This is a genomic window from Bacillus sp. RC252, assembly GCF_044909215.1.
Taxonomy (GTDB): domain Bacteria; phylum Bacillota; class Bacilli; order Bacillales; family Bacillaceae_G; genus Bacillus_A; species Bacillus_A mycoides.
The window spans coordinates 16,307-41,813 of sequence record NZ_JBIYDV010000020.1; the positions used below are offsets into that span (position 1 = coordinate 16,307).

The following is a 25,507-nucleotide window of genomic DNA, read 5'->3' on the forward strand; positions in this document are numbered from 1 at the left end:
AATTCTCATTTTAAATACAGAGATGTCGTCGAACGCTATCTCTAATTGGTTAATTTGTGAGATTTTTTTGTGAAGGAGGTTATTTTATAAGAATAGAATTTAAGTTAGTAAGAGATCGTGCCTATGGTAGTGAGAAAATATGGGTTAGGGGGATTTGAAAATGAGGAAACTCAAAAGAGTCAATGTTCCTAATATACCAGAGCAACTATCACAGCCTAACGACAAGCGAACTATAAATAAGAAGAAGTTAAGGCGTTTTATTTTCATGTTCATTTTTATTGCTGCGACTACTTTGTACGTTCAATATATTTTAACGAAACAACAAGAAGTAATTAATGGCAAAAAAAATACTATAACAAATCAAAAGAAACAATTAGTTTCTTTAAAGAAAGATCAAGGTTCTTTAAAGACTAACATTGAGAATTTAACCGGTAATGAAGAAGAGATTTTAAAGTTTGCTAGAAAAGAGTATCAATTTTCTAAGTCAAACGAAACAATATTCGTATTGCCAAAGTGAAGTGGTGGAACAGTTAGCGATAGCTAACTGTTTTTTGATGTATGAGGGAAAAAGTTGTTTGTAGTGTGAATGTCATGGTACAAGGAGCAATGACATATTGTAAAAATGAGAAGTTTGAGCCAATTTTAATTGTTTTAAGAGATTTTCATAATTATGGAATATATGTCAAAATAAATATTGTTAAAATTCTGTCAATTGTATATAATACAAGGTAAGCGGATACATTTTTTAATCAACGTTGAGTTAACAGCTTATACGTCTGTTAAGAAAACCGTTATCCTCGTATAAGAAAGGAAGATAGCTGTGTACGCTTCAAATACAATTTACGTCGTAGGGGATGCGAAAGCACCTCAAAATAATCCCATTACCGAAAAGTTCAAAAGTTATTTTGTAGCATTTGTACTTGAGAAGGATACAGGGGAAATTGTAGATGCAGATTGCTCAGCCACAATTGCATTAACATCTCAATTTGTTAAATATTTGTTTCTACATAAAAATATTAATGACCCAGCATTAGTAACAGAAATAAAAAATCGATACTTCGGTTCGTCTCAAAAGGCGCTACTTGTAGCGCTAAAGGATGCACAGAAAAAATATAATCAGATCGCTGCTTTGTCTACCCATTCATAGACAAAATCCAGCCGTAAGAATCTTCTTATGGCTGGATTTTTTTGTTTCGCATTAACGGAAAAGCCACCCGGGGATTAAAGTATCACTCTATAAACAATGAAAGGATGAACAAAATGAAAATTACCGATGTGAAGGTAAACCGCCGACATGTAAAGCTTCATACACCGTTTAAAACTGCGCTTCGCACTGTAACGGAAATCGAAAGTATAGATGTGTTTATTCATACAGATGAAGGGATTGTTGGAAAAGGAGCTGCTGCAGCAACACCGGTTATTACAGGTGATTTTACCAACGGGATTGAGGAAGCAATATTAGGGCCAATTCGCTCCGTATTAGTTGATAAAGATGTGCTGCAATTTCAAACGTTATTGTTACACATTCAAATGAGCTGTATAGGAAATACAAGTGCGAAAGCGGCGGTAGATATGGCTTTATACGATGTATATTGTCGATTTCACAACATACCGTTATATGCATTGTTAGGTGGGAAGAAAGAGATTCATACTGATATTACAGTAAGTGTGGATGAGCCTTTATTAATGGCAAAAGAAGCGAAAAAGCATATCGAAAAGGGATTCCAAACATTAAAAATTAAGGTGGGTAAAGAGGCACACTTAGATTTAGAACGCATAGAGGCAATTCGAAATGTAGTACCAAAGAATACGACGTTACGTCTAGATGCAAATCAAGGATGGAATCCAAAAGAGGCTGTTTCTATTATTAGAGAAATGGAGAATAGAAATTTAAATATAGAATTTGTAGAACAACCAGTTCATGCGAAAGATTGGGAAGGATTAAAGTACGTGAAGGACAATGTACAAACGCCTATTATGGCAGATGAAAGTATGTTTTCGGCAAGCGATGCATTAAAGATTGTCCAAGGAGGATATGCAGACCTACTTAATATTAAATTAATGAAATGCGGCGGCATACGAGAAGCATGGAAAATTGCGGATATTGCGGAAGCAGCAGGTGTGAAGTGTATGGTTGGAAGTATGATGGAACCTTCACTTTCAGTTAGCGTTGTTGCCCATTTAGCTGCGGCACATCCGAACATTCATTACTTTGATCTTGATGCACCGTTATGGTTAATGGAAGACCCAGAAGGAATGACTTACAATGGTCCAAAGGTAAACCTGCATTCTGTAGTGAATATACAATCTTAGAAGTAGTACCTAGTAAACTATCTTTTAAGGGGGATATATATGAAAAAAGTAGGAACTGCATTTTTGACAACCTTATTTATATTTTCATCGTTTACATCGGCAAATGCTGAAGAGAAGAAGGATAATAAAGCATTTATAGATGTATCTGCTGCAACGTTATGGACTGCGCCTGACTCATTACGACCAATTGATGCACCGAGCGCAACAAATCCAGTTGATTTATGGAAGTGGACGAAATCAATGACGCTAGATGAGAAGCTTTGGTTAACGAATGCAAATAAATTAGAAACGCAAGCGCTACTCGGTCAAGAAGTAACAGTAATTGATAAAAAAGGTGATTGGGTAAAAGTACTAGTGCACGGACAGCCAACGCCGCGAAATGAAGAAGGGTATCCAGGGTGGATGCCTGAAAAACAATTAACGTATAATCAAGAATTTGTAGATAAAACAAACGAACCTTTCGTATTAATAACGAAACCGACAGCAATTGTATATATTAACCCTTCTGAAAAACATAAATCGCTTGAAGTCAGCTATAATACGCGTTTACCGCTATTAAGTGAAGATACGATCTCATACCGCGTATTGTTGCCAAATGGTCAGAAGGCGTGGCTACGGAAAAATGATGGGACTGTTTACCATTCTCAAAATGATATTCCGACTCCAACCGCTGATGACTTAATAAACACCGGAAAAATGTTTTTAGGATTACCGTATATATGGGCTGGTACAAGTGGTTTTGGATTTGATTGCTCTGGATTTACACATACGATTTATAAATCACATGGCATTACAATACCGAGGGATTCTGGGCCACAATCAAAAGCAGGAATTGCGGTTGATAAAGAAAACCTACAAAAGGGCGATTTAATATTCTTTGCACATAATCAAGGAAAAGGTAGTGTTCATCACGTTGCCATGTATATTGGTGATGGGAATATGATTCATTCACCAAGAGCTGAAAGATCGGTAGAAATTATACCGTTAAATACACCAGGATATATAGAAGAATACGCTGGTGCTCGTCGTTATTTACCTTAAAAAAGATAGGGGGGCTTTATATGAAAAAGGTTGTTCGCTATTCATTAGTTAGTACTTTACTTGTCTCTTCATTTTTAGTAGGCTGTGCGAAAGAAAAAACAGCTACGAAGCCGAAAGATGAGAAAAAAGTATTACAACTACTAGAAACGGGTGAAATTCCATCACTGAATTCTGGAAAAGTAACAGATGCAGTATCGTTTAATGTTTTAAACAATGTTATGGAAGGATTATTCCGTTTATCGAAAAATGATGAAGTGATTCAGGCTGGGACACAAAAATATGAAGTGAGTAAAGACGGAAAGACATATACATTCCACTTGCGTGATGCGAAATGGTCTAATGGTGATCCGGTAACAGCTCAAGATTACGTATATGCTTGGAAGCAACTTATAAATCCAGATACAGCCTCTCAATATGCATATATCGCGTACGATGTGAAGAATGCGGAAAAGATAAATAAGAAACAATTAGGCTTAGAAGAATTAGGTGTGAAAGCAAAGGATGATAAAACGTTCGTTGTTGAGTTAGAACATCCAGTACCGTATTTTACGAAACTACTTATTTTACCGTCTTTCTATCCAATTAATGAAAAATTTGCGAAAGAGCAAGGTGATAAATACGGGTTAGAGGCAAATAAAGCGATATATAATGGGCCGTTTACATTATCGGAGTGGAAGCACGAAGCGAGCTTTACAATGAAGAAAAACGATAAATATTGGGATAAAAAAGAAGTGAAATTAGATGAAGTAAACTACCAAATTGTTAAAGAAATTTCAACTGCGGTAAATTTATATGAAACAGATAAGGTAGATAGGGCTGTCATTTCTACAGAATTCGTAGATAAATATAAAAATAATAAAGAACTGAAACAATATACAGATCCAGTTATGTATTTCTTCCGTTTCAATGAAAATGTACCGATTCTTAAAAATAAAAACGCACGCCTTGCACTTAGCACAGTTTTTGATAAGAAGGGACTTGCGACTTCATTTTTAAATGACGGATCAGTTGCTGCGAATTATTACGTACCAAAAGGATTTTTAAAAGGACCAGATAAGAAAGATTTTAGAAGTACGGCAGGTGAGTTTAATAAGACTGATGTAAAACAAGCGAAGGAATATTGGGAAAAGGCAAAACAAGAGACCGGTACAAATGAAGTTACGTTAGAACTATTAAATTATGATTTAGAAAACTTTAAAAAAGTAGGAGAGTATATTAAAGAACAGCTTGAGAAAAACTTACCAGGCTTAAAAGTAAATGTGAAACTACAACCACATACTCAAAAACTAGCGTTAGAGAAGAAAAAAGAATATGAAATGTCGTTATCACGTTGGTTACCTGATTATCCAGATCCAATGACATACTTAGAAGTTTTCCTTTCGGGAAGTACCGTAAATAATACAGGATATGCAAATCCAGAATATGATGCGTTAATTAAAAAGATTAAAACAGAATTAGGTAATGATGAAAAAGCCCGTTGGAAGGCATTGCAAGATGCGGAAAAAATGCTCCTTGATGATGCAGTAATCGCACCAGTATTCCAGCGCGGATTATCTTACTTACAAAAACCATACGTGAAAGATTTATATGTTCACCAATTTGGTCCAGCAACTAGCTTGAAATGGGCGGATGTACAAAAATAAAGTGATGGAGAAACAGACTTCACGTATGTGATAGTCTGTTTTTTCTTAGTTAAAGCCGATGATAGTTCATGGTATAATTTACTAGTCTATAAACTGTATTAGGAGGGGCACTATGTCTGTATTTGTAAAGGGGAAAGTAATATATACGAAAAGATTGGTGATGAGAAAACCGAATATAGAAGATGTTGATCAATTGTATAACATATTGAAAAAAGAAGCGGTTGGTCAATGGCTTGCTAAATCAAGAGGTATGTTAATAGATGAAACTAAAGATTATATGAGTCAACTTATATTGCATTGGGAACAATATGATTTTGGTGTATGGCTATTATTCAAAAATGAAACAGGCCAGCTATTAGGACATTGTGGTTTAAGAAAGGTAAATGAAACAGGGGAAACAGAAATTATGTATCTCCTTGATCCAGAGTATTGGAGGAATGGATATGCGTCAGAAGCAGCAGAGGCTTCCATTCAATATGCAACAGAGACGATGAATTTAAAAAGAATAATTGCTAGGGTTAAAGTAGCTAATGAGAATTCGAAAAAACTTTTACGAAAGCTAGACTTTACATATACTCAAGATGTTGATCATAGTGGGCGTTTATTATCATATTTTGAACTCAATACATCATCTGATGAATTATAGACATTTTATGTGTTTTTTCACTGGTTAAAAATAAAATTATTACTAAAATTCCAGTGTGAAATTTATGTAGAATCTTGTATAATTAACATGTTTCTTTGGAAACACTTTCTTGCTCTATAAGTATGTAACTTAATAGTGCAAAGAAAGGGAATACATACATGTAAATAATAGATAAATAGAATGGAACATGTATAGAGAAAAAGGAGAGAAATGATGACGTGTCAAAAACAAGGGTTACAATTTAATAGTACTAGAAAGAGGAATAGCAGATGAAGATGAAGCATGCTTTCGGACCAATTATTTTAGCCTGCGTACTTTTTTTCATTGTATTGCTTATTCCCTCTAAGAGTTTAGTATCACTAATAAGCGATAAAAAGGTAGAAGATGCAGCAACTTCCTTGCAAAAAGAAAAATTACAAAGTGTTTTCTTACAGCAAAAAATGTTAGAGAATTCGCAGTATTTACCGATGTATGGTTCATCAGAATTTTTACGAATGGATGCATATCATCCGTCAAATTATTTTAAAGTAAATCCGGCAGGTTTTACTCCATTTTTAATAGGGACTGGCGGTACGCAAAGCTTGGCTCATATTTTAAATATGACGTCTACAATGGATGAATTAGAAGGTAAAAAGGTAGTCTTTGTTCTTTCACCACAATGGTTTACAAAAACCGGTGTATCACAAGGGGATTTTACAAATAATTTCTCCAAACAACAAGCCTATCACTTTATTTTTAATGACGAAATAAAGCCTGAAATGAAGAAAAAAATCGCGAAACGTTTACTAGATTATAAAGTTGTTCGTAAGGATGCGATATTAAGTAGTTCGCTAGAAAGTATTGTATATAACGATACAAAACATAACATAAAAGCTGAACTAGCTAAACCGCTAGCGTATATGTACCGGAACATTTTAGATCATCGAGATTTATTTAACTCTCTATTTAAGATCGAACCGATGAAAGAGGAAACAAATATGGGTTTACGTTCGCTTTCTTGGGAAGATGCACGTAAACATGCGGAACAAGAAGGTAAAGTAGGATCCACAACAAATACATTCGGAATTGAAAATCCATATTATTATAAACATAATTTAAAGAAAAAATTAAAAGGTTTAAAAAACTTTAGAGCAAATGAATCGTATGATGATTCACCAGAATATGATGACTTACAAATTGTTTTAGATCTTTTCAAAGAAAAAAATGTAAAACCACTCTTTATTTCTGTGCCTGTAAACGGACCGTGGTATGATTACGCTGGTTTCCCAAAAGAACGTCGTGATGTGTATTACAATAAGGTTCGCGATCAAGTCGAGAAAGCAGGATACCCAGTAGTCGATTTTTCTAGCCATGAATATGATAAGTATTTCTTAAAAGATACAATTCATTTAGGCTGGAAAGGCTGGATCTATTTTGATGAAGCTGTGCAGAAGTTTTACTCTGAAAAATAATGCATAAACAATAGAAACAGGAATGGCAATAAAGCCGTTCCTGTTTTTTAGTATAGAGGATTTTGGTGTGGGCAATTTGGAAAGGCGTGTATATCTTGAATTTGTCTAAAGTCATAATGTTTCATGGCGAACTGGGCTTGGTAAAGGTATTCGTAAACAAATAATTGATTATTTTGAACGCCGCATAAAACGCCGGAAGTTCCTTGCCCATTAATAAGAGAAACACCAACAGGGCGTCCGATTAAGTATGGTACTTTTTGCTGCCAATGCATAGGGGGATCACTCCTTTTTGAGTTACTATACGAAATTACAAATGAATTGTAACTTATCCAAGTAAATCTTAAACTGGAGGGTTTTAATGAAATGTCTAGAAATCATTAATATGAATGAATTATTTGTGTGGAAGAGGAGTGCATTATGGAGAAAGGAAGGATTCTGAAAGAAAAGTTAAATCTAATAGAATGGTGCCAAACATTGAATGGAATATCGGAGGATATATGGTTTCAACCATTTAAAAAAGGTTCATGGGCAATTGCGGATGTAATTTCACATTTTATTGTTTGGGATGAGTTTCTAATGAAGTATAGAATTTCATATTTTGTAAGCGGGAAATCTGTACCTATCGTTCCAACAGATGTTGAGGAAATGAATAAGGGTGCAATAAAATATGCAAGGTCTGGTATTTCAAAAGAAGAACTAATAGATCAATTTAGCTTTACTCGTAAACAATTAGTAGACCAAATTGAGCGAATTCCTGCTCGGAATTTTAATAATGACTATCAATTTGGCACAAAAAAATTGAGGTTAAATAATTATTTTTCATCACTTATCGAGCATGACTTAAAGCATAAAAAAGAAATAATACAATTTCTAATACATGATCAAGCCGATAATAAAAACCGCTATAATTCTTAATGAATTTATAGCGGTTTTTATTATAATCTTAAGCAAGATTTTTACGTTTTTTTGTCCACTTTTTTATAACGAAATATAAAAGTATAAGTACAACGCCACCGATAGCGAACGATTTCACATACGGTCCAGCAATATCGTTAATATTCTCCCAATTTTCACCTAGTTTCTCACCTAAATAAATGAAAATGATAGACCAAGGGATGATCGCAAGTGCTGTTAATGTAGTGAAACGTAGTAATGGCATTTTTGTAATACCAGTAGGAATTGATATCGCATGACGAACGATAGGAATGAAACGTGCAGTGAAAATTACGCCAGTTCCGTAACGATTAAACCAATCTTCAGCAGCATCCATTTGTTTTTTATGTATGAAAATATACTTACCGTAACGTTCTAATACAGGGCGACCACCATATCGACCAATCCAGTAAACAAAGATTTGGGCAATAACACCACCAATTGTACCGAATATAACTGCGCCTACAAATGAGATACTACCATTGAATACTAAGTATCCTGCATAAGCAAGGACAATCTCACTTGGAATAATTTCAATCATAAGTCCAAGCATTATGCCCCAATAACCTAATCCCTCAAAAAATGTTAATACTGAATGAATAAAACTACTTAACATTGTTGCACCTTCTAATGTATGAATTTTGAATATAAGCCCCTTTATTTAACAATATAAAAGGTTCACTATATGTAGATTATACCTTATTTATATAGTGGATTGCCATTTCAATTCTTTTATGTCTCTCATAAGTATTATAGTAAAGGATATAAGCCCAGTTTTCATGAAGAGATAATGAAAAGATTATTAAAAATTTCTCATATATTAGTTAGAATAAAGGTGTCTACATAAAACTTTTTAGTCTCCGAAAAAGTTCATGAAGGACAATTTCGAATTTCATGTGAGCTTAATAGTACAAAAGATATATTGATATAAAAAAACAGGAGCAAATCTGCTCCTGTTTTTTAAGGTTTCACATCTAAATTTTGTAAAAATAACGTTGCTGTCACATATCGTTTCGCTAGCATTTGTACATAAGCGGTATGTACAGAAAGTGTGGCGATAATAATAGCGTTACGAATTGCTTCGCGTTGTTCGTTATTAATTTGATCGAACTTACTTGCTATTTTATCAGCCTTTTCTTTTACGATATTTTCGATCGTATGAACTGTATCTGTAGCATTTAGTTGTAAGCAATTCCCTTGATTCAGTTCTTCAAATAAAGAAGAATAAGCTACATATAAATGAAGAGGGTTAATTAAATCATCACTTCGATCGGCCGGGTCATTTACGATGAGTCGTAATAGTTTGCGAATAGATTCAAAATCAAGCGCTGTTTTTAAATCTTCGACAATGAATAATAATGCTGCTTGTTCGATTGAGTATTTCTTCCCTTTTTGAGGGGAGCCGATCATTTCTTTTATATCTCGTTTCACCCAGTTTTGCATAGCAGTTACAGAGAAACTCGTGTTTTCAATCTGATTGCCAAGCGCAACTATTTCGTTTAAAGAAAAACCGACGTCCGTATCGTCAATTTTAATCAGCTTTTCAAAAATAGGTGAAAGTGCGGTTGTAATAAAAGCAGTAACGCTTTGTCCGCTTTCAATATCTTTTTTATGTGATTTTGCCCAAGCTTCTTGTAAAATACCAAGAGGCTTTTTCGTATTCCATCCTCTTAATGATAGAAGGAGCGTTGCCATTTCGTTTCGTGTGAGATGAAATGTTTCCATCTTTTCACCTCCAAAATTATAAAAAGTTCTTATGAACTTATAATATGTTTTGTTTCATTTAAAGTCAATTCCGTTTTGCTTAATTTTTCCTATGTCATGAAATTGTCGTAAATAAATAATGCTTGCATATTTCGACAAAAGTTCATATAATAAGTTCATAAGAACCTTTAAAATGGTTTTAAAACAAATCTATCATTCTGAATTTACTAGAAAGGTAGATTTCACATATATCTATATAAAAGGAGAATGGATATAATATGTTGAAAAAACTTGTAGCAGTAATGACAGCATTCATGGTTATCTTTGGGGCTAGTAGCTTTATGTTCGTAGATCATGCGGCAGCGAAAAGTTACAAATCTGGTAAAAAATCATATACACCAAGTTCAGGTCAAAAGTCAAAAGTTGATTTAAACAAAAAAGATTCTAATGTGAATTCACAAAAAACGACAACTGATTCAAAAACAAAAGCAACAAACACAGCACCAAAAAGTAATAAAGGTGGCTTTATGAAAGGCTTATTACTAGGTGGTCTTGGTGGTTTACTAATGGGTAGCTTATTTGCAAATATGGGAGCACTTGGTTCGGTATTAGCGTTTATGGTAAATATGTTAGTAATGGTTGGTATCGTAATGTTAGCAGTTCGTGCATTTAAATACTTCAAAGATCAACGTAAGAAAAAGGCAGATGAAGTAGCATGGAAACAATAAAAATTTCTGAACAAGAACTTATAAATGCGCTTTGCGTATATATCGCTGAAAAAAGACAAGTTGGTCCAGAAGAAGTTTCAGTTGAACTAATGTATGATGATGACTACGGTTTCTCTGCAGAAGTAGAGGTAAATGGTCGCCAGCAAATTTTAATTCAAGCAAACTTAATCGAAGCACTACGCTTGTTGCTTGATCGAGAATACAACGTCAATTCATTTGCAGCAAGATTGCAACTTGAATTAGATGATGAAGAAGGTATTTACGCATTAGCGAAATTTAATAATAATGAACAATAAAACTGTTAGAGCTGTATGCTCTAACAGTTTTTATTTGGATTAATATTGCTAGTATGTTTTTTCTTTTAGAATAAAATCCAGTATTTCATGTGTCTTCAATTTAGTATTTGCATCATTTTATCTATCTAATCCAAAGTTGGCTATCCAAATAAATAATAATTTTGACATAAAACGACTTTTATTTATCTATTCGACGAATTGTGACAAATAAATCACAACTATATTTGATATGATATTTCAGAAATCTAATATTTTATTATTCAAAGCGAGGTAGAAGAATGATGGTGTGAATTTAGCTGAATTTGCTCATGAGGCTTCTGGAAAAAAAGAAGTGTGTATATCGAGAAGATTAGAAAAGTTCGAAAAAGGAGAACGGAACATGGAAACACAAACTTACAAGTATCCTAGACAAAAGATTAATGGGATTTGGCTAATAATTGCTGGAGCAGCAATGTTTTTACTTTTAATAAAACATAACGGCTATCCAAACGTTTGGCCTTTTATTATTGTTTATACATTAGGAATGATATGGCAATTGAACTCTAAAACTAGGAAGAAATTTGCAGTTGGTTCTGGAACACCGGAACAAAAGAAGTGGGCTAATTTTTCAATGATTATATTGGCTATTTTAGTTTTTCTCATTTTTCATTTTGTTGGTGATGATTATAGAAATTGCTGGCTATTAATTCTTTTAGCTGTAGGTGTTCATTTTTTAATGTTTATTCCGGTACATGGAAAAATGATGTTTTTTCTATCCATCATTTTAATAATCAATTCATTCATAGGATTAATCATTACTAACGTAAATCTAGATGTCTTTTTTGTAGTAGATGGTTTAATGAAAATTTTAGTTGGTGTAATTTTTATTAGGTTAAGTCCTATTGATTTTTAAAATACAGTTGATTAATACATTAGAAAAGAAGGCGTAGTAATGATATTTTTTATGTTATCTATTAGTGTAGGATTAATATTTTTTGTTCATTATATAACGAAACAGATGTTTAAATACGAAGTAAATCACCTAAGTTCAAAAAAACGCTTTTTAATAAATCTTTTGCAATTTGTTAGATTTTCACCATTAATTGTATTACTTGTAATATACATACTGGTTTTAACAACTTTGCATACGAAAACAGGTATTCGACTATCTCATGCATGGTATGCTGCGCAATTTTGGGCCTATTATACGTTTTTGTATTGTATTTATATGATAACTAGGAAAAAACTGCTTCTTTTTTCAATGGTTATAGCCTTAATTATGGCCATTTATTACACTCCGTTGTTCCACTTTGAAAACCAATTTATAGGATTGTATGTAATTGTCGCTAATATTTGTGGAATTTTAATGTTTATAAATTTATGGATGTCGATATCGAAAGTTTTAGTCGGAATGAAAAATAGGTAATACCTTTGGTTCCTGTAATTGACGTAACAGAAATACTAGATGTAGTACGAAAATTATAAAAAAGGCGGTGGAAATGAATCCACCGCCTTTTTTATATGCTAGTATTTCATGCTTTCATTTGTTGATTTTCTTCAAATGATTGAAAATCACGCCAAATCTCATTCATCTTTTGTCTACCAACATCAACCATCGGATTAAACTGAATCGCAGCTTTCTGACGTACAGTGTGAACATTTTGAATTGCATGTTGTAAATGTTTTTCAACCGAATTAGATGTTTTATTAGCTTGTTTTACGATTGAATATCCAGCGACTGTTCCTTGCACCATCGCGATTTTTCCGCTTTCAATTCCAGTAATATTTCCAGCTACAAATAAACCTGGAAGAGGGGTTTCCATTTCTTCTGAATGAAGTGGAACATGTCCGCCTAATTCTGGAATGTAATGGAAAGGGCATCCCGCTACAGCCGCAAGCTCAGCAAGCGGATATAAACCTCCGGCTATACAAACGAAGTCTGCCTCATATATCTTTTCTGATCCGTTAATAATATTCCCTTTAGAGTCAATGTTAGCAACACGAACACCTTCAACTTGTTCCGCTCCGATAATCTCAAGTGCAGCTTTACGAAGATGAAGCGGCGTCCCGTTTATTTTCATGCCGCTATTTGGATAAAATGTTAATCCAACTTTTCGAATCCAATCATATTTCATAAAACGACTACCTATACGTAGAAAAGCAGATGGGGCAAGGTGAGCCGCATTTAAGAGTGAGTTTAAGACTTCTTCTGGTTCACTAGCTTTTCCGCTCAACTCGTTTTTTTCAGGGAGTACAATATGATCCACTGTAATTCCAGCTAATTGCAATTCATTTAAAATGGCGAAAGACAAAATGTTAGCGCCAATTATGATTCCTTTTTTCCCAACTTGAACTCGGTGAACATTTGTCATAACTTGAGCTGCTCCAATTGACATAACTCCTGGAAGTGTCCAGCCAGGAAGGGGAATAGAATACTCCGCAGCCCCAGTAGCAATTAGTACGAACGGTGCTTCTAACGTACCGATATTTGTATGTACGAACCAAGAACTCTCATCTTTATCTAAATTATAGACGGAAACACCGCACCGGATATCGACTGAACGTGATTTTGCTTCTTCTCGAAGGCGTTTTGATTCTTCTATTCCGTTCCACCATTCCCCAGTAGGCTCTTGATGTAACTGTCCTAACAATCTCCCGCCCGGCTTCATAAATTCATCAATAACAAGTACGTTAAGTCCAAAACGTGCACAAGAGATGGAAGCTGATAATCCTGCTGGTCCTGCGCCAATAATAATTACATCGATCATCGCTTTTTCACCATCTCTCTCACGATATTTGGATGCTGTTTTCCGCTTTCAACAACCATATCGTTTTCTACAACCGTTAAGCATGCTCGCACGTTTGTTTGATTGTTTACTGTCACACGGCATTCAGAACAATGTCCGATATTACAATAAATACCTCGCGGCGTCCCGCTATCTTCATGGACTCTTAACGTTCTTATTCCGTTTGCAAGTAGAGCGGCCGCTATCGTTTCATGTTCATATGCTTCATATTGTTGACCATTAAATTGAAAATTGATACGCTGACTACTATTTAAACTACCTAAAATAGGGTGATTTATAATTCTATTCATTTATTTTCACCTACCGCCCCAAAAGTAACTGCACGCACTGGTGGTTGATATTTTAATGGAATCTCGTCAGGAGATGTACCAGGGTTAGCGTTTTCGATCATTCGATCTAGTGTTGTTCTACATGTACGTCCCCCGCAAAAACCCATACCAGCACGCGTTCTTAGTTTTAACTCACGAGCTGAGCAATTATATTCAGCAATTGTCGATTGAAGTTGTCCGTATGTAACTTCTTCACAACGACAAACAATTAAGTTCTCTTTATTCGTCATATGTATTCCTCCTCTAGTTCGGTTTGCACAAATTATTATGCAAAAACTATGCCAATATAGAGGAGGAGAGGGATTATTGTAACCCCAGTCTTTTTAAACGGTTATATAAAGTGGCCCTCGTTACCCCAAGTTGTTTCGCACATTCTAATTTATTACCATCTAAAATGCGTAAAGCTCTTTCAATTACCTTTTTCTCGTGCTCTTCCATTTCTTCTTGTAAAGAAAGAATCGTATTATTATTGCTGATTAATAAGGAATGAGCCGTATGATTGTCTAAAGTATCATTTGTATGAAACGGTAAATATTCTTGTTTTATAATGCCGTCTGTCGCAAATACGACGAGTCTTTCAACTACGTTGCGGAGCTCGCGAATATTACCAGGCCAATTGTAATGAAGCAGTTCATGCATAATATTTGAAGGTAAGTCTCGAATAGGCCTGTTATAGTTTATTGAAAAATCGTTTAAAAAGGAGTACGTCAATTCGATAATATCCTCTCGTCTTTCGCGCAGCGGTGGAATAAGCAAGCTAACTACATTTAAGCGATAGTATAAATCTTCTCGGAAAGTTCCTTTTCTCATTTCTTCTTGTAAATCACGGTTTGTAGCAGCGATAATGCGGAAATCGATATGTATTTCTTTTTCTCCACCAACTCGGTAATACTTTCGTTCTTGCAGTACACGTAAAAGCTTCACTTGCATATCGAGCGGCATTTCACCTATTTCATCGAGGAACAAAGTACCGCCTTGTGCGAGCTCTATTTTACCTTTCTTACCTTTACTATTTGCACCAGAAAACGCCCCGCGCTCGTAACCAAATAATTCACTTTCAAATAACGCTTCTGGGATTGCGCCGCAGTTAATTGAAATGAAAGGGGCATTTGCTGTCTCACTTGCTTCATGAATTGCTTTCGCAAACACTTCTTTTCCAACTCCGCTTTCTCCGAGTATTAAAACCGTGGATTTCACTGAACAAACCTTTCTAGCTAATTGAATCGTTCTTTGTATAACAGGGCTTTTTCCATTCATCGCAAGGAAAGGATCGGATGTATCTTTATATTTTGCTACTTCTTGTTCTAAACGGTGCATTTCATGAGACATATTAAATAGTTTTTCATTTAATACGACTTGATTTGTAACATCCGTTTCTGAAACGACTGCTCCAATAATTTTATCGTTGCAATAAACTGGGTTTGAATTAATTAATACGAACAAATCTGGACGTGGCTGATGGAACTGAGCAATTATGCTTTTTCCGTCATGTAATGATTGCAGAATTTCTAAATCTTTATAATCAAAAAAACGGGTGATGGGTTGTCCGATAATTTCATTATGGTTCACTGAAAAAATCTTTTCAGCGCCATCTGTCCAAGTACGAACGCATTCTTTATCGTCGATGACTGTAACAGAAGAATCAGACGTTTGAATAACAGTGTTATAAAAAGCTAGTAGTTCATTGTAATACTTATAAAGAAAAGGAATCATTTGCTGAGCAGTTATACAGCATAAAGGCTCTTGATTTTCTTTAATGATGACAACGGCTAGTTCATGAGAAAATGCGTCGATTAAAGTAGTGAAAGAGTCATCTTCATATATAACTGTGCACCTCCATTCCTCAGTAGGTGAATGGAGGTAATAAAATTTTTCACCTACCTGTTTCATGCGCTTAACGATACTTGTACAATCAATTGACAAAATTTTTATTAACTCTTTTATTGTTGGGAATGAAAATGCCATATTGCCCTCCTATTATGTATGAAAATTTAGACAGTGATAAAAAAATAATACACCTATTTACGATAGATTTAAAATATTTTTACAAATAAAAATTATTTCATATAAATAGTTCTGTATGTAGAGTTGGCACACCAATTGCATAAATAGAAAGTGAGAGATTTAGGAGAAAGGAGGGGTGCTATGTGAGACACTGTGACGTTTTAATAATAGGCGGTGGTATTATAGGATGTTCTATCGCTTATTACACATCAAAATACGGAAGAGACGTAACAATCATTGAAAAAGGGGAATTTGTCAGTGGAACGTCTTCACGGTGTGACGGGAACATTTTGGCGATTGATAAAGACCCAGGGTTTGATAGTCAAATGTCGTTAGTAAGTCAAAACTTAGTAACTGAATTAAGTGAAGAATTGGAGCACTCATTTGAATATAGAGCGCCAGGAAGCATTCTCGTTTGTGAATCAGACGAAGAGATGGAGGCAGCGCAGCAATGGGTAAATCGTCAAAAAGAGGCTGGTTTACCATTTCGAATGCTTGATAGGCAAGATATAAAAGAAGAATCACCATTTTTTGCAGATGATTTATTAGGCGGTTTAGAATGTGCAACGGATTCAACTGTAAATCCATATCTTCTTGCTTTTTCACTTCTTGCAGAATCGAAGAAATTTGGTACAAAAGCTTTTAATCATAGAGAAGTTAAAGAAGTGAAAAGAGATATAGACGGTTCCTTTATTGTAGAAACAACAAATGGAACGTTTACTGCGAAGCAAGTTGTGAACGCAGCCGGTGTGTGGGCTCCTAAAATCGGACAGATGTTAGATGTGAATATCCCAATTGAACCGAGAAAGGGACATATTATTGTAGCTTCAAGGCAACAACACGTTGGCTGCCGTAAAGTAATGGAATTTGGTTATTTAATTTCTAAATTTGGTGGAAAACGAAAAGTGGATGCTTTAACTGAAAAGTATGGGGTGGCACTTGTATTTGAACCGACAGAAAGCCAAAATTTTTTAATTGGTAGTAGTAGAGAGTTTGTAGGTTTTCATACGAAGATAAATAACGAGGTTATTAAATGTATTGCGAATAGAGCAATTCGTTTTTATCCGAAAATGGCAGATATGATGGTGATTCGTTCATATGCTGGATTACGCCCGTGGACAGAAGATCATTTGCCAATCATTTCAGGAGTGGAACATATTCCGAACTACTTTATAGCAGCAGGGCATGAAGGCGATGGAATTAGTCTTGCGGCAGTTACCGGGAAAGTGATTGAGGAGTTATTAAATGAAAAAGAAACAATCATTCCTATTGAACCACTTCGTTTGAGTCGTTTTACAGAAAGGGTGTTAAACGGATGAGGTTACAAAGAGTCTTTACGACGATTGATACACATACAGGAGGGAATCCAACGAGGACATTAATTAGCGGACTTCCTAAGTTAATTGGAGAGACGATGGCAGAGAAGATGTTACATATGAAAAAGGAGTATGACTGGATTCGAAAATTATTAATGAATGAGCCACGTGGTCATGATGTAATGTCAGGAGCACTATTAACAGATCCGTGTCATCCTGAAGCTGATATAGGTGTTATATACATAGAGACAGGTGGATATTTGCCGATGTGTGGCCACGATACAATCGGTGTATGTACAGCTTTAGTTGAATCAGGTTTAATTCCAGTAATTGAACCGGTTACTTCTTTAAAGCTAGATACACCAGCTGGCTTAGTTGAAGTAGATATTTCTGTTCAAGATGGGAAAGCGAAAGAAGTCTCCTTCTGTAACATACCAGCTTTTTTACTGAAAAATATTTCTGTACACGTCGAAGAAATTGGAACTGTAGAGGCGGATATTGCGTATGGAGGGAATTTTTATGCCATTATCGATGCGAAGTCAGTAGGTTTAGAGTTAGTACCAGAAAACGCATCTACAATCATTGATAAGGCGATTCATATTAGAAATACAATTAATGAGAAGTTTGAAATCATTCATCCAGAGTATTCGTTTATAAGAGGATTAACACATGTTGAATTTTATACAGATCCTACTCATGAAAGTGCGCATGTGAAAAATACAGTTGTTGTTCCGCCAGGAGGAATTGATCGATCTCCATGCGGCACAGGAACATCAGCGAAGTTAGCTGTATTATATGCTCATAAAAAAATTGATATCGATGAAGAATTTGTTCATGAGAGTATTGTAGGTTCTTTATTTAAAGGGTGTGTTATGAATACAACATATGTAAAAAATTTTGAAGCTGTAGTAACGAAAATTACGGGATCAGCTTGGCTTATGGGTATGCATAGATTTTTTTACAATGAAAAGGATCCACTTAAAGAAGGCTTTTTACTAATTCCGCCGATGGAACATGAAACGGAGGATGTAAAATGAACATTCAAAAAATGTATACAGCAGTAGACGTACACGTAAATGGCGAGGCGTTTCGTGTAATGAAAGACGTACCATGCAAATACTATTACAGTTTGGAGCAATTAAATGAACAATTTTCAGGTGAATTAGCAGAAGAAATGAAACTTTTATTAAATGAACCACGTGGTTTCATCGGTTTAAATGGATGTATTGTCGTTCCTTCTATTCATAATGAAGTGGATGCATCTGTATTGTTTTTTAATCATGAAGGATCCATTCCTCTTCATTACGGAGGCATTGTCGCAGTAATAACGATGTTACTAGAAAGCGGGTATTTAAAAAAGAGAGAGTCTAATCAATACAAAATCGAAACGCTATCTGGAATATTTTCAGTCGATGCATATGTAGAGAATGATGAAGTTGTATCTGTTTCGTTTGAAAGCAAACTATGTTATATGATTGAAAAAAATTTAAAGATTGGTAATATAAGTTACTCTCTCATACAGGCAGATAAAGTATATGCAGTTGTAGAAAAGGATACGTATTCGCCAGAAATCAGTATTGAAAACATCTCTAAATTAAAAAAATGGGGTGAAGCTACACTTCAAAATATACAAAAACAGTCATTAATAAAAAGACTTATTTTAGTAGATTCTATGCAAAAAGAAAAGAACCATATAAAGTCGATTACATTTCATGAAGATAACTTTATAGTACGTTCACCAGGTTTTGTTTCTACTATTGTGTCTTATGTTCATGCTTTATTTAAAAATGAATATATAGCGGATAAACCTTTTAAAAATGAAAGTATTTTTAATAGCTTTATAACAGTAGAAAAAGTGAAGAAAGAAGAACTCGGATACATTTTCCGATTTGAAAGTAGAGGGTTTATTACAGGTATGCAAACATTTATATTAGATCCTACCGATCCGTTTCCAACAGGTTTCTTATTAAAATAATATGTTAAAGGGAGAGATAAAGATGCAAAATATTAAAGGGGCATTTCCAGTATTAATAACACCAATGGATGAGTTTCAAGAGATTGATTGGAAAGGTGTAAAACAAAACGTAAACTACTTTATTGAGCAAAAAGTAGCTGGAATTATTATTAATGGAAGTACGGGAGAATTTGTTAGTTTATCAAAAGAAGAACGATTTAACATGTTAGAAACAGTATTAAAAGAAGTTGATGGCCGTATTCCAGTTATTGTTGGAACTGCTGCGGAGACGACGAAAGAAACGATTGAATATACGAAACATGCAGAAGCGCACGGAGCAGATTGTGCCTTAATTATAAACTCGTATTACTGTAAACCGAAAGAAGAGGAAATTTATTTTCATTTTAAAGAAATCTCAAACGCTGTAAATATACCAATTATGCTATACAATAATCCATTTACTTCTGGTGTTGATATGAGTACAGAGCTAATGCTCCGTATTGGAAAAGAATGTGAAAATGTTACACATATTAAAGAATCTAGCGGAGATATTCGAAAAGCGAGAGATTTAGTAAGACAAGGCGAAGGTGCTTTTCAAGTCTTCTGTGGATCTGAAGATTTAGTTATGGAATCTTATTTAGTTGGTGCATCGGGATGGGTTTCAGTAGCCGGAAATATCGTTCCAGGACTCGTTACGAAAATGTATGAGCATTTTCAAAATGGTGAATTAGAAAAAGCGTGGGAAATGAACGATGCTATTTTACCTCTTTGTGAGTTTCTTGAAGGATCAGGGAAATATGTACAAATCGTTAAACGTTCAATGGAATTACACGGACAAGTCGGCGGACCTTCTCGCTATCCGAGATTAGGATTAACGGAAGAAGAAGATCAAAAGCTTCAAACGATTTTATCAGAAATTGCAGCTCATGCAGCTGTTTAAATAAGGAGGAGAGTATATATGTTAACGACAAACATTGAGCTGAAACCAAAAGTGAAAGCGTTTTTAAATGAAGAAATTAAAATGTTTATTAATGGCGAATTTGTTCCTTCTATTAGTGGGAAGACGTTTGAAACATACAATCCAGCGACAGAAGACGTTCTAGCGGTTGTATGTGAAGCGCAAGAAGATGATGTTGATATCGCAGTAAAAGCGGCAAGATTTGCTTTTGAATCAGGCCCGTGGGCAGAGATGACTACTGCTGAAAGAGCACATCTTATTTATAAATTAGCAGATTTAATTGAAGAGCATAGAGAAGAATTAGCACAGCTGGAAGCTTTAGATAATGGAAAACCATATCAAGTAGCACTTGATGATGATATTGCAGCGACTGTAGAAAATTACCGCTATTACGCGGGATGGGCTACAAAAATTATCGGACAAACAATTCCAATTTCAAAAGATTATTTAAATTACACACGCCATGAACCGGTTGGCGTTGTAGGTCAAATTATTCCGTGGAATTTTCCGCTCGTTATGTCTTCTTGGAAAATGGGAGCCGCTCTTGCGACAGGTTGTACGATTGTATTAAAACCAGCAGAGCAAACACCTTTATCTTTACTATATACAGCGAAGCTTTTTAAAGAAGCTGGTTTTCCAAACGGTGTCGTAAACTTTGTACCAGGTTTCGGACCTGAAGCAGGATCGGCAATTGTAAACCATCATGATATTGATAAAGTAGCTTTCACAGGTTCAACAGTTACAGGGAAATACATTATGCGTCAAGCTGCAGAAACAATTAAACATGTAACGTTAGAACTTGGTGGTAAGTCACCAAACATCATTTTAGAAGATGCTGACTTAGAAGAAGCGATTAACGGTGCGTTCCAAGGAATTATGTATAATCATGGTCAAAATTGTAGCGCAGGATCTCGAATTTTCGTTCATCGAAAGCATTATGAAACAGTCGTAAATGAACTTGTGAAAATGGCAAATAACGTGAAGCTTGGAGCAGGTATGGAGGCGGAAACTGAAATGGGACCGCTCGTATCTAAAAAACAACAAGAGCGCGTGCTAAATTACATTGAACAAGGAAGAGCTGAAGGTGCTACTGTTGCAGCTGGCGGTGAACGTGCATTTGAAAAAGGTTATTTTGTACAGCCAACAGTATTCACAAATGTTACAGACGATATGACAATTGTTAAGGAAGAAATTTTTGGACCAGTTGTCGTTGTACTCCCGTTCGATTCGACAGAAGAAGTAATTGAAAGAGCAAATCGCTCGTCTTACGGACTTGCTGCGGGCGTATGGACACAAAATATTAAAACAGGGCATCAAGTTGCCAATAAATTAAAGGCAGGAACAGTGTGGATTAATGATTATAACCTAGAAAATGCTGCTGCACCATTTGGTGGATATAAGCAATCTGGTGTTGGACGTGAGTTAGGTTCATATGCACTTGATAATTATACAGAAGTGAAAAGTGTTTGGGTAAATATAAAGTAATAGAGAGTCTAACTGTTAATAAATAGAGGGATGAAATAATGAGAGATGCGGACAACTGGAAGGTTTAATAATAGTTGTCCGTTTTCTTATATATAAAATAGTTTTCAAAAGAATGATAAGGGGGATTTGGATGGAGCAGTTAGTAGAATGGTTAGTAGGGCAAGTTTGGAGTATTGGCTTAGTTGTTTTCGCATTAGGAGCAGGAGTGTATTTCACAATTGCAACTCGTTTTTTACAAATTCGCTATTTTAAGGAGATGATTAAACTATTATTTGAAGGGAAGAGCTCGGAGACTGGGATATCATCCTTTCAAGCATTTTGTTTGGCGTTATCAGGTAGGGTTGGAATTGGTAATATCGCAGGAGTAGCGACAGCTATCGCTTTCGGCGGACCTGGAGCTGTATTTTGGATGTGGGTGATGGCATTATTAGGAGCAGCTAGTGCATTTGTTGAATCAACATTAGCACAAGTATATAAAAGTAAAGTAGGCAATGAATACCGTGGTGGTACGCCATATTTCATTGAGAAAGGCTTGAAAATGAAATGGTTTGCGGTCATTGTAGCGGTAGTTGTAACACTATCATATGGCGTTTTATTACCAGGTATTCAATCGAGCAGTATTGCAGTTGGATTCGAAAATTCTAATGGTATTAGCAAATATATAACTGGTATATTGTTAGTCGTATTATTAGCAGCTATCATTTTTGGTGGCGTAAAGAGAATTGCGGGCGTTTCTCAAATGCTAGTTCCATTTATGGCAATTGGTTATGTAATTGTTACATGTATCGTATTAATTGCGAATGTAACGGAAATTCCAAGTATGTTTGCTTTAATTTTCTCAAGTGCTTTTGGTGTAAATGAAATGTTTGGCGGCATCGTCGGCGCAGCTATTGCATGGGGAGTAAAGCGTGCTGTATTTTCAAACGTCGCTGGTGTTGGGGAAGCGACATATAGCTCCGCTGCTGCTGAAGTATCACATCCTGCAAAACAAGGGCTAGTTCAAGCGTTTTCTGTATATATTGATACAATTGTTGTATGTACAGCGACAGCTCTTATGATATTAATAACAGGTATGTATAATGTAATACCTGAAGGGAAAAGCGCTATTGTAAAGAATATGGGAAATGTAGATGCAGGTCCAATCTATACACAACAAGCAGTTGAAACTGTTATGACAGGATTTGGTCCAATATTTATTTCAATCGCAATCTTCTTTTTTGCATTTACAACTTTACTCGCGTACTACTATATCGCTGAAACGACGCTTACTTATTTAGATCGTGACCTCAAATATAGCTGGTTAAAACCAGTTTTGAAAATTGGGTTTTTAATTATGGTTTACATCGGTAGCGTAGAATCAGCTTCGCTATTATGGAACCTTGGAGATTTAGGAATCGGTAGTATGGCATGGTTAAACTTAATCGCGATTCTATTATTAAGTAAAACGGCATTAAAAGTGTTAAAAGACTATGAAACGCAGAAAAAAGAAGGGAAAGATCCAGTGTTTGATCCTAAAAATGTGGGAATTGAAGGTTTAACATTTTGGGAAGAAAGAAGTAAAGAGGTTGAAAGGAAAAATTCTAAAGAAAAAGTGTCAGTAGATAATGGGCTGAAACTGTAGATGTGCAAATTTAAAAGTTAAATAAACTGAAAATTCATTCTATTTTTTAAGAGTAAATATTTGTATATGTCTTTCATTTTATCTCATACTAAAGTAAGTGTGAATAAAATGAATGGAGGATATACGATGGAAAATCAACAATATGGCTCTATAAATGATGTATTACTTGATTATAAAGAAGGTATAGGGAATTTTACGCAACAAATCCCTGAAATTGCAGAAACATATAACGCTTTTACACAAGCATGTTTTCAGGAGGGTACATTAACTAAAAGAGAAAAGCAGCTCATTGCATTAGGGATTAGTTTAGCAACACAAGACGAATATTGTACGATTTATCATACGAAGGGCTGTATTGACCAAGGATGTTCTGATAAAGAAATTTTAGAAGCTTGTGGTGTTTCAGCCGCGTTTGCTGGTGGAGCTGCAATGAGTCAGGCAGTAACCTTAGTACAAGAATGTCTGGTGGAATTGAAACATCAAAGTCATTAAACAAGAAAAAGCCCTCCTTAAAATATTCTTTTAAGGGGGACTTTCTAGTTTAGTCTAATTTTTTTGAAAGAGTTTCAATTGTTTCATATAGTCGATAGCTTTTGTTTTATTCCTTTGTGTAGAAACATATTGTGCCTCGTTTATATCTCTATAATAATTATTAAATATTTCTTCAGAAAGAATTCCGTCAGAGAGAGCTTTTTTAACTTCACAGTGTGGTTCATTTGTATGCGAACAGTTAGAAAATTTACATCTCCTGGATATATTCGTTATATCTTTATATCCAAAATCAAAGTTACCTTCATGATTTATTAAGTCAAATCCTATTTTACTAATAAGTAATCCCTCCACTTTTAAATGAGTTTTTTAGAATCATACATACAAAGTGTATCGTTTTTAATTTGTTCTTGTTTTAATATTCTGTATTCTTATAAGTTGATTTCTCTACATCAGGGAGAAGGGTGTATATGCTCTTCCCAATTAAAGATTCTAATTCATTCTTAATTGTATAGAATCCTTTCCAATGTAAAGAGGTATGAGAGGTTGTGCCATGACGTAAACCAACAGAAACCAATCTTCTTTCAAGCGTAGTAAAACCATCCGCATCAGCGAGAGCGTCGCAAAGAGTAATTACTTTATTGTATAAGTCATAGTCACTATTTTTATTCAATATTTCAATTAATCGGCTTTCCATATAATCGGGAACAAGGCTCCACTCTGCTGCGATATCTAAATGCTCATTTTTGCAAGGAAATGAATGTGTCACACAAATAATCGCGTTTCCTGTATACCCTAAATCATTCATATACATATAGCCATCATAGGAATGAATAACAGATTTAGTAAAACCTTTATATCTTCCTATGTCATGCAGGAGGGCAGCGTTGTATGCTATATCAGCATCTAGGTCGTACCCATTATTAATAAGTTCAACAACTATCTTTTCAGTTGCAAGGGCAACATTACGTGAATGTTCGAACCACGGACCTGGGTTTTGTTCATATGCCCAATCCAGCAATTCTCTTGCATATTTTCTATCTAATATATATTTCATATAGTTATCCTTTCTCTAAAAAATCGTATTTTAAATAATTTCATCTTAGTATTTCATTATTCCTGCTTTAAAAATTGTTACAATGAAACAAAAGGGGGATTAGTAATGCAAGATTTAGTAATTGAAGAGATTAAGCAACTAGAAAATGATATTGAAGAGCTTTCTGAACTGTTGAAAACTGTAGTAGATGATGGAGCGTCGATTGGTTTTTTACCTCCACTAGAAGAAAAAGAAGCAGCGAAGTATTGGCAAACTGTATTAGCACCAGAAGTGATATTGTATGTTGCTAAAATAAACAATGAAGTGGCAGGGAGTATTCAATTATATTTAGTTACAAAGCCTAATGGGATACATAGAGCTGAAATTTGCAAGTTAATGACTCATCCAAACTTTAGACGTAACGGCATTGGACGTTCACTTATGCAAAAAGCAGAGGAACGAGCAAAGCAAGAAAACAGGTCTCTTTTAGTGTTAGATACTAGAGAAGGAGATCCCTCGAATAGATTGTACAAGTCGTTAGACTATCAAGAATCCGGTAAAATACCAGGGTATGCAATTTCTCCGAATGGTGAGTTAGATGCAACAGTAATTTATTATAAAATGATTTAGTTTTTTATTTGAAAAGGGAGATAATTTCAAACGACATATTTGTTATTATGTCTGTGTGTTGATTTACAAAAAGATTAATAATTCAAAATAAAGTTTGATAAAATCCTGTATAATAGTTTTTTTCTTTTGACCCTTTAACTTCAT

General features: G+C 34.9%; 29 protein-coding genes and 1 pseudogene. 21 read left to right on the top strand and 9 right to left on the bottom strand.

The window, feature by feature from the left end:
- Positions 1-160 precede the first annotated feature (160 nt).
- The 8 genes and pseudogenes from ABH960_RS23470 (at position 161) to dltD (ending at position 7,094) form a co-directional block, all read left to right on the top strand.
- Positions 161-517 (top strand): FtsB family cell division protein, encoded by a 357-nt coding sequence (locus ABH960_RS23470; protein ID WP_404448713.1) that lies wholly within the window; start codon positions 161-163, stop codon positions 515-517.
- Positions 456-732: pseudogene (locus ABH960_RS23475) on the top strand (hypothetical protein). Before ABH960_RS23470 ends, ABH960_RS23475 begins: the two are co-directional and overlap by 62 nt.
- Before the next feature lie 88 nt (positions 733-820).
- Complete coding sequence (locus ABH960_RS23480; RefSeq protein ID WP_002012954.1) at positions 821-1,147, top strand: DUF3870 domain-containing protein; 327 nt, start codon at positions 821-823, stop codon at positions 1,145-1,147.
- A gap of 104 nt (positions 1,148-1,251) precedes the next feature.
- Positions 1,252-2,313 (top strand): dipeptide epimerase, encoded by a 1,062-nt coding sequence (locus ABH960_RS23485; protein WP_404448715.1) that lies wholly within the window; start codon positions 1,252-1,254, stop codon positions 2,311-2,313.
- A gap of 39 nt (positions 2,314-2,352) precedes the next feature.
- Positions 2,353-3,354 carry a C40 family peptidase gene (locus ABH960_RS23490; protein WP_404448717.1) on the top strand — a complete coding sequence of 334 codons (1,002 nt, stop codon included), beginning with the start codon at positions 2,353-2,355 and terminating at the stop codon, positions 3,352-3,354.
- Between the two features lie 20 nt (positions 3,355-3,374).
- Positions 3,375-4,997 (top strand): peptide ABC transporter substrate-binding protein, encoded by a 1,623-nt coding sequence (locus tag ABH960_RS23495; protein ID WP_002147300.1) that lies wholly within the window; start codon positions 3,375-3,377, stop codon positions 4,995-4,997.
- 112 nt (positions 4,998-5,109) lie between these two features.
- Positions 5,110-5,643, top strand: a complete 534-nt coding sequence (locus ABH960_RS23500) for a GNAT family N-acetyltransferase (RefSeq protein WP_404448720.1) — start codon at positions 5,110-5,112, stop codon at positions 5,641-5,643.
- Between the two features lie 269 nt (positions 5,644-5,912).
- Complete coding sequence (dltD, locus tag ABH960_RS23505; protein WP_404448722.1) at positions 5,913-7,094, top strand: D-alanyl-lipoteichoic acid biosynthesis protein DltD; 1,182 nt, start codon at positions 5,913-5,915, stop codon at positions 7,092-7,094.
- Between the two features lie 47 nt (positions 7,095-7,141).
- On the opposite strand, the gene ABH960_RS23510 is transcribed toward dltD, so the two are convergent.
- On the bottom strand, positions 7,142-7,366 hold the full coding sequence (locus ABH960_RS23510) for a hypothetical protein (protein WP_002032598.1): 225 nt from the start codon (positions 7,364-7,366) through the stop codon (positions 7,142-7,144).
- 145 nt (positions 7,367-7,511) lie between these two features.
- On the opposite strand from ABH960_RS23510, the gene ABH960_RS23515 reads away from it, so the two are divergent.
- Positions 7,512-8,009, top strand: a complete 498-nt coding sequence (locus ABH960_RS23515) for a DinB family protein (protein ID WP_404448725.1) — start codon at positions 7,512-7,514, stop codon at positions 8,007-8,009.
- A gap of 28 nt (positions 8,010-8,037) precedes the next feature.
- Here the strand turns inward: ABH960_RS23515 and uptA are convergent, their stop codons facing one another.
- Both uptA and ABH960_RS23525 read right to left on the bottom strand, forming a co-directional pair.
- Complete coding sequence (uptA, locus tag ABH960_RS23520; protein WP_404448727.1) at positions 8,038-8,643, bottom strand: undecaprenyl phosphate transporter UptA; 606 nt, start codon at positions 8,641-8,643, stop codon at positions 8,038-8,040.
- A 344-nt stretch (positions 8,644-8,987) separates the two neighbouring features.
- Positions 8,988-9,752 (bottom strand): DUF1836 domain-containing protein, encoded by a 765-nt coding sequence (locus ABH960_RS23525; protein ID WP_002085036.1) that lies wholly within the window; start codon positions 9,750-9,752, stop codon positions 8,988-8,990.
- Positions 9,753-10,009: 257 nt separating this feature from the next.
- Between ABH960_RS23525 and ABH960_RS23530 the strand changes: the two genes are divergently transcribed.
- The 4 genes from ABH960_RS23530 to ABH960_RS23545 all read left to right on the top strand — a co-directional run bounded on the left by ABH960_RS23530 (position 10,010) and on the right by ABH960_RS23545 (position 12,160).
- Positions 10,010-10,459, top strand: a complete 450-nt coding sequence (locus ABH960_RS23530; protein WP_404448729.1) for a hypothetical protein — start codon at positions 10,010-10,012, stop codon at positions 10,457-10,459.
- Entirely contained in the window at positions 10,447-10,755 is a 309-nt protein-coding gene (locus tag ABH960_RS23535) for a YxcD family protein (RefSeq protein ID WP_000447767.1), read from the top strand. The genes ABH960_RS23530 and ABH960_RS23535 overlap by 13 nt, the downstream gene beginning before the upstream one ends.
- A 379-nt stretch (positions 10,756-11,134) precedes the next feature.
- A complete protein-coding gene (locus ABH960_RS23540; protein WP_215585112.1) occupies positions 11,135-11,647 on the top strand; it encodes a DUF6609 family protein in 513 nt (170 codons plus the stop codon).
- Positions 11,648-11,686: 39 nt separating this feature from the next.
- Positions 11,687-12,160, top strand: coding sequence for a hypothetical protein (locus ABH960_RS23545; RefSeq protein ID WP_404448731.1), 474 nt, complete (start codon positions 11,687-11,689; stop codon positions 12,158-12,160).
- A gap of 106 nt (positions 12,161-12,266) precedes the next feature.
- Here the strand turns inward: ABH960_RS23545 and ABH960_RS23550 are convergent, their stop codons facing one another.
- The 4 genes from ABH960_RS23550 to ABH960_RS23565 all read right to left on the bottom strand — a co-directional run bounded on the left by ABH960_RS23550 (position 12,267) and on the right by ABH960_RS23565 (position 15,835).
- Positions 12,267-13,502: an NAD(P)/FAD-dependent oxidoreductase gene (locus tag ABH960_RS23550; protein WP_404448733.1), complete on the bottom strand. Its 1,236-nt coding sequence runs from the start codon at positions 13,500-13,502 to the stop codon at positions 12,267-12,269.
- Positions 13,499-13,831, bottom strand: coding sequence for a (2Fe-2S)-binding protein (locus ABH960_RS23555; RefSeq protein ID WP_002110336.1), 333 nt, complete (start codon positions 13,829-13,831; stop codon positions 13,499-13,501). The genes ABH960_RS23550 and ABH960_RS23555 overlap by 4 nt, the downstream gene beginning before the upstream one ends.
- Positions 13,828-14,100, bottom strand: a complete 273-nt coding sequence (locus ABH960_RS23560) for a (2Fe-2S)-binding protein (protein ID WP_002065856.1) — start codon at positions 14,098-14,100, stop codon at positions 13,828-13,830. Before ABH960_RS23560 ends, ABH960_RS23555 begins: the two co-directional genes overlap by 4 nt.
- Before the next feature lie 73 nt (positions 14,101-14,173).
- Complete coding sequence (locus ABH960_RS23565; protein WP_404448736.1) at positions 14,174-15,835, bottom strand: sigma-54 interaction domain-containing protein; 1,662 nt, start codon at positions 15,833-15,835, stop codon at positions 14,174-14,176.
- Between the two features lie 182 nt (positions 15,836-16,017).
- Between ABH960_RS23565 and ABH960_RS23570 the strand changes: the two genes are divergently transcribed.
- The 7 genes from ABH960_RS23570 to ABH960_RS23600 all read left to right on the top strand — a co-directional run bounded on the left by ABH960_RS23570 (position 16,018) and on the right by ABH960_RS23600 (position 23,700).
- Positions 16,018-17,193 (top strand): NAD(P)/FAD-dependent oxidoreductase, encoded by a 1,176-nt coding sequence (locus ABH960_RS23570; protein ID WP_404448738.1) that lies wholly within the window; start codon positions 16,018-16,020, stop codon positions 17,191-17,193.
- Positions 17,190-18,227 (top strand): proline racemase family protein, encoded by a 1,038-nt coding sequence (locus ABH960_RS23575; RefSeq protein ID WP_404448740.1) that lies wholly within the window; start codon positions 17,190-17,192, stop codon positions 18,225-18,227. Before ABH960_RS23570 ends, ABH960_RS23575 begins: the two co-directional genes overlap by 4 nt.
- The gene (locus tag ABH960_RS23580) at positions 18,224-19,165 is read left to right on the top strand and encodes a proline racemase family protein (protein ID WP_404448742.1); all 942 of its coding nucleotides are present in this window, start codon (positions 18,224-18,226) and stop codon (positions 19,163-19,165) included. The genes ABH960_RS23575 and ABH960_RS23580 overlap by 4 nt, the downstream gene beginning before the upstream one ends.
- A 22-nt stretch (positions 19,166-19,187) precedes the next feature.
- A complete protein-coding gene (dapA, locus tag ABH960_RS23585; RefSeq protein WP_404448744.1) occupies positions 19,188-20,084 on the top strand; it encodes a 4-hydroxy-tetrahydrodipicolinate synthase in 897 nt (298 codons plus the stop codon).
- An 18-nt stretch (positions 20,085-20,102) separates the two neighbouring features.
- A complete protein-coding gene (locus ABH960_RS23590) occupies positions 20,103-21,587 on the top strand; it encodes an aldehyde dehydrogenase family protein (protein ID WP_404448746.1) in 1,485 nt (494 codons plus the stop codon).
- 130 nt (positions 21,588-21,717) lie between these two features.
- Positions 21,718-23,208 (top strand): alanine/glycine:cation symporter family protein, encoded by a 1,491-nt coding sequence (locus ABH960_RS23595; protein WP_002085061.1) that lies wholly within the window; start codon positions 21,718-21,720, stop codon positions 23,206-23,208.
- Between the two features lie 126 nt (positions 23,209-23,334).
- Positions 23,335-23,700, top strand: a complete 366-nt coding sequence (locus tag ABH960_RS23600; RefSeq protein WP_002085063.1) for a carboxymuconolactone decarboxylase family protein — start codon at positions 23,335-23,337, stop codon at positions 23,698-23,700.
- 54 nt (positions 23,701-23,754) lie between these two features.
- On the opposite strand, the gene ABH960_RS23605 is transcribed toward ABH960_RS23600, so the two are convergent.
- Complete coding sequence (locus ABH960_RS23605) at positions 23,755-24,051, bottom strand: hypothetical protein (RefSeq protein WP_404448749.1); 297 nt, start codon at positions 24,049-24,051, stop codon at positions 23,755-23,757.
- A 61-nt stretch (positions 24,052-24,112) separates the two neighbouring features.
- Entirely contained in the window at positions 24,113-24,754 is a 642-nt protein-coding gene (locus ABH960_RS23610; protein ID WP_404448750.1) for an HD domain-containing protein, read from the bottom strand.
- Positions 24,755-24,859: 105 nt separating this feature from the next.
- Between ABH960_RS23610 and ABH960_RS23615 the strand changes: the two genes are divergently transcribed.
- Complete coding sequence (locus tag ABH960_RS23615; RefSeq protein ID WP_404448752.1) at positions 24,860-25,363, top strand: GNAT family N-acetyltransferase; 504 nt, start codon at positions 24,860-24,862, stop codon at positions 25,361-25,363.
- Positions 25,364-25,507 lie beyond the last annotated feature (144 nt).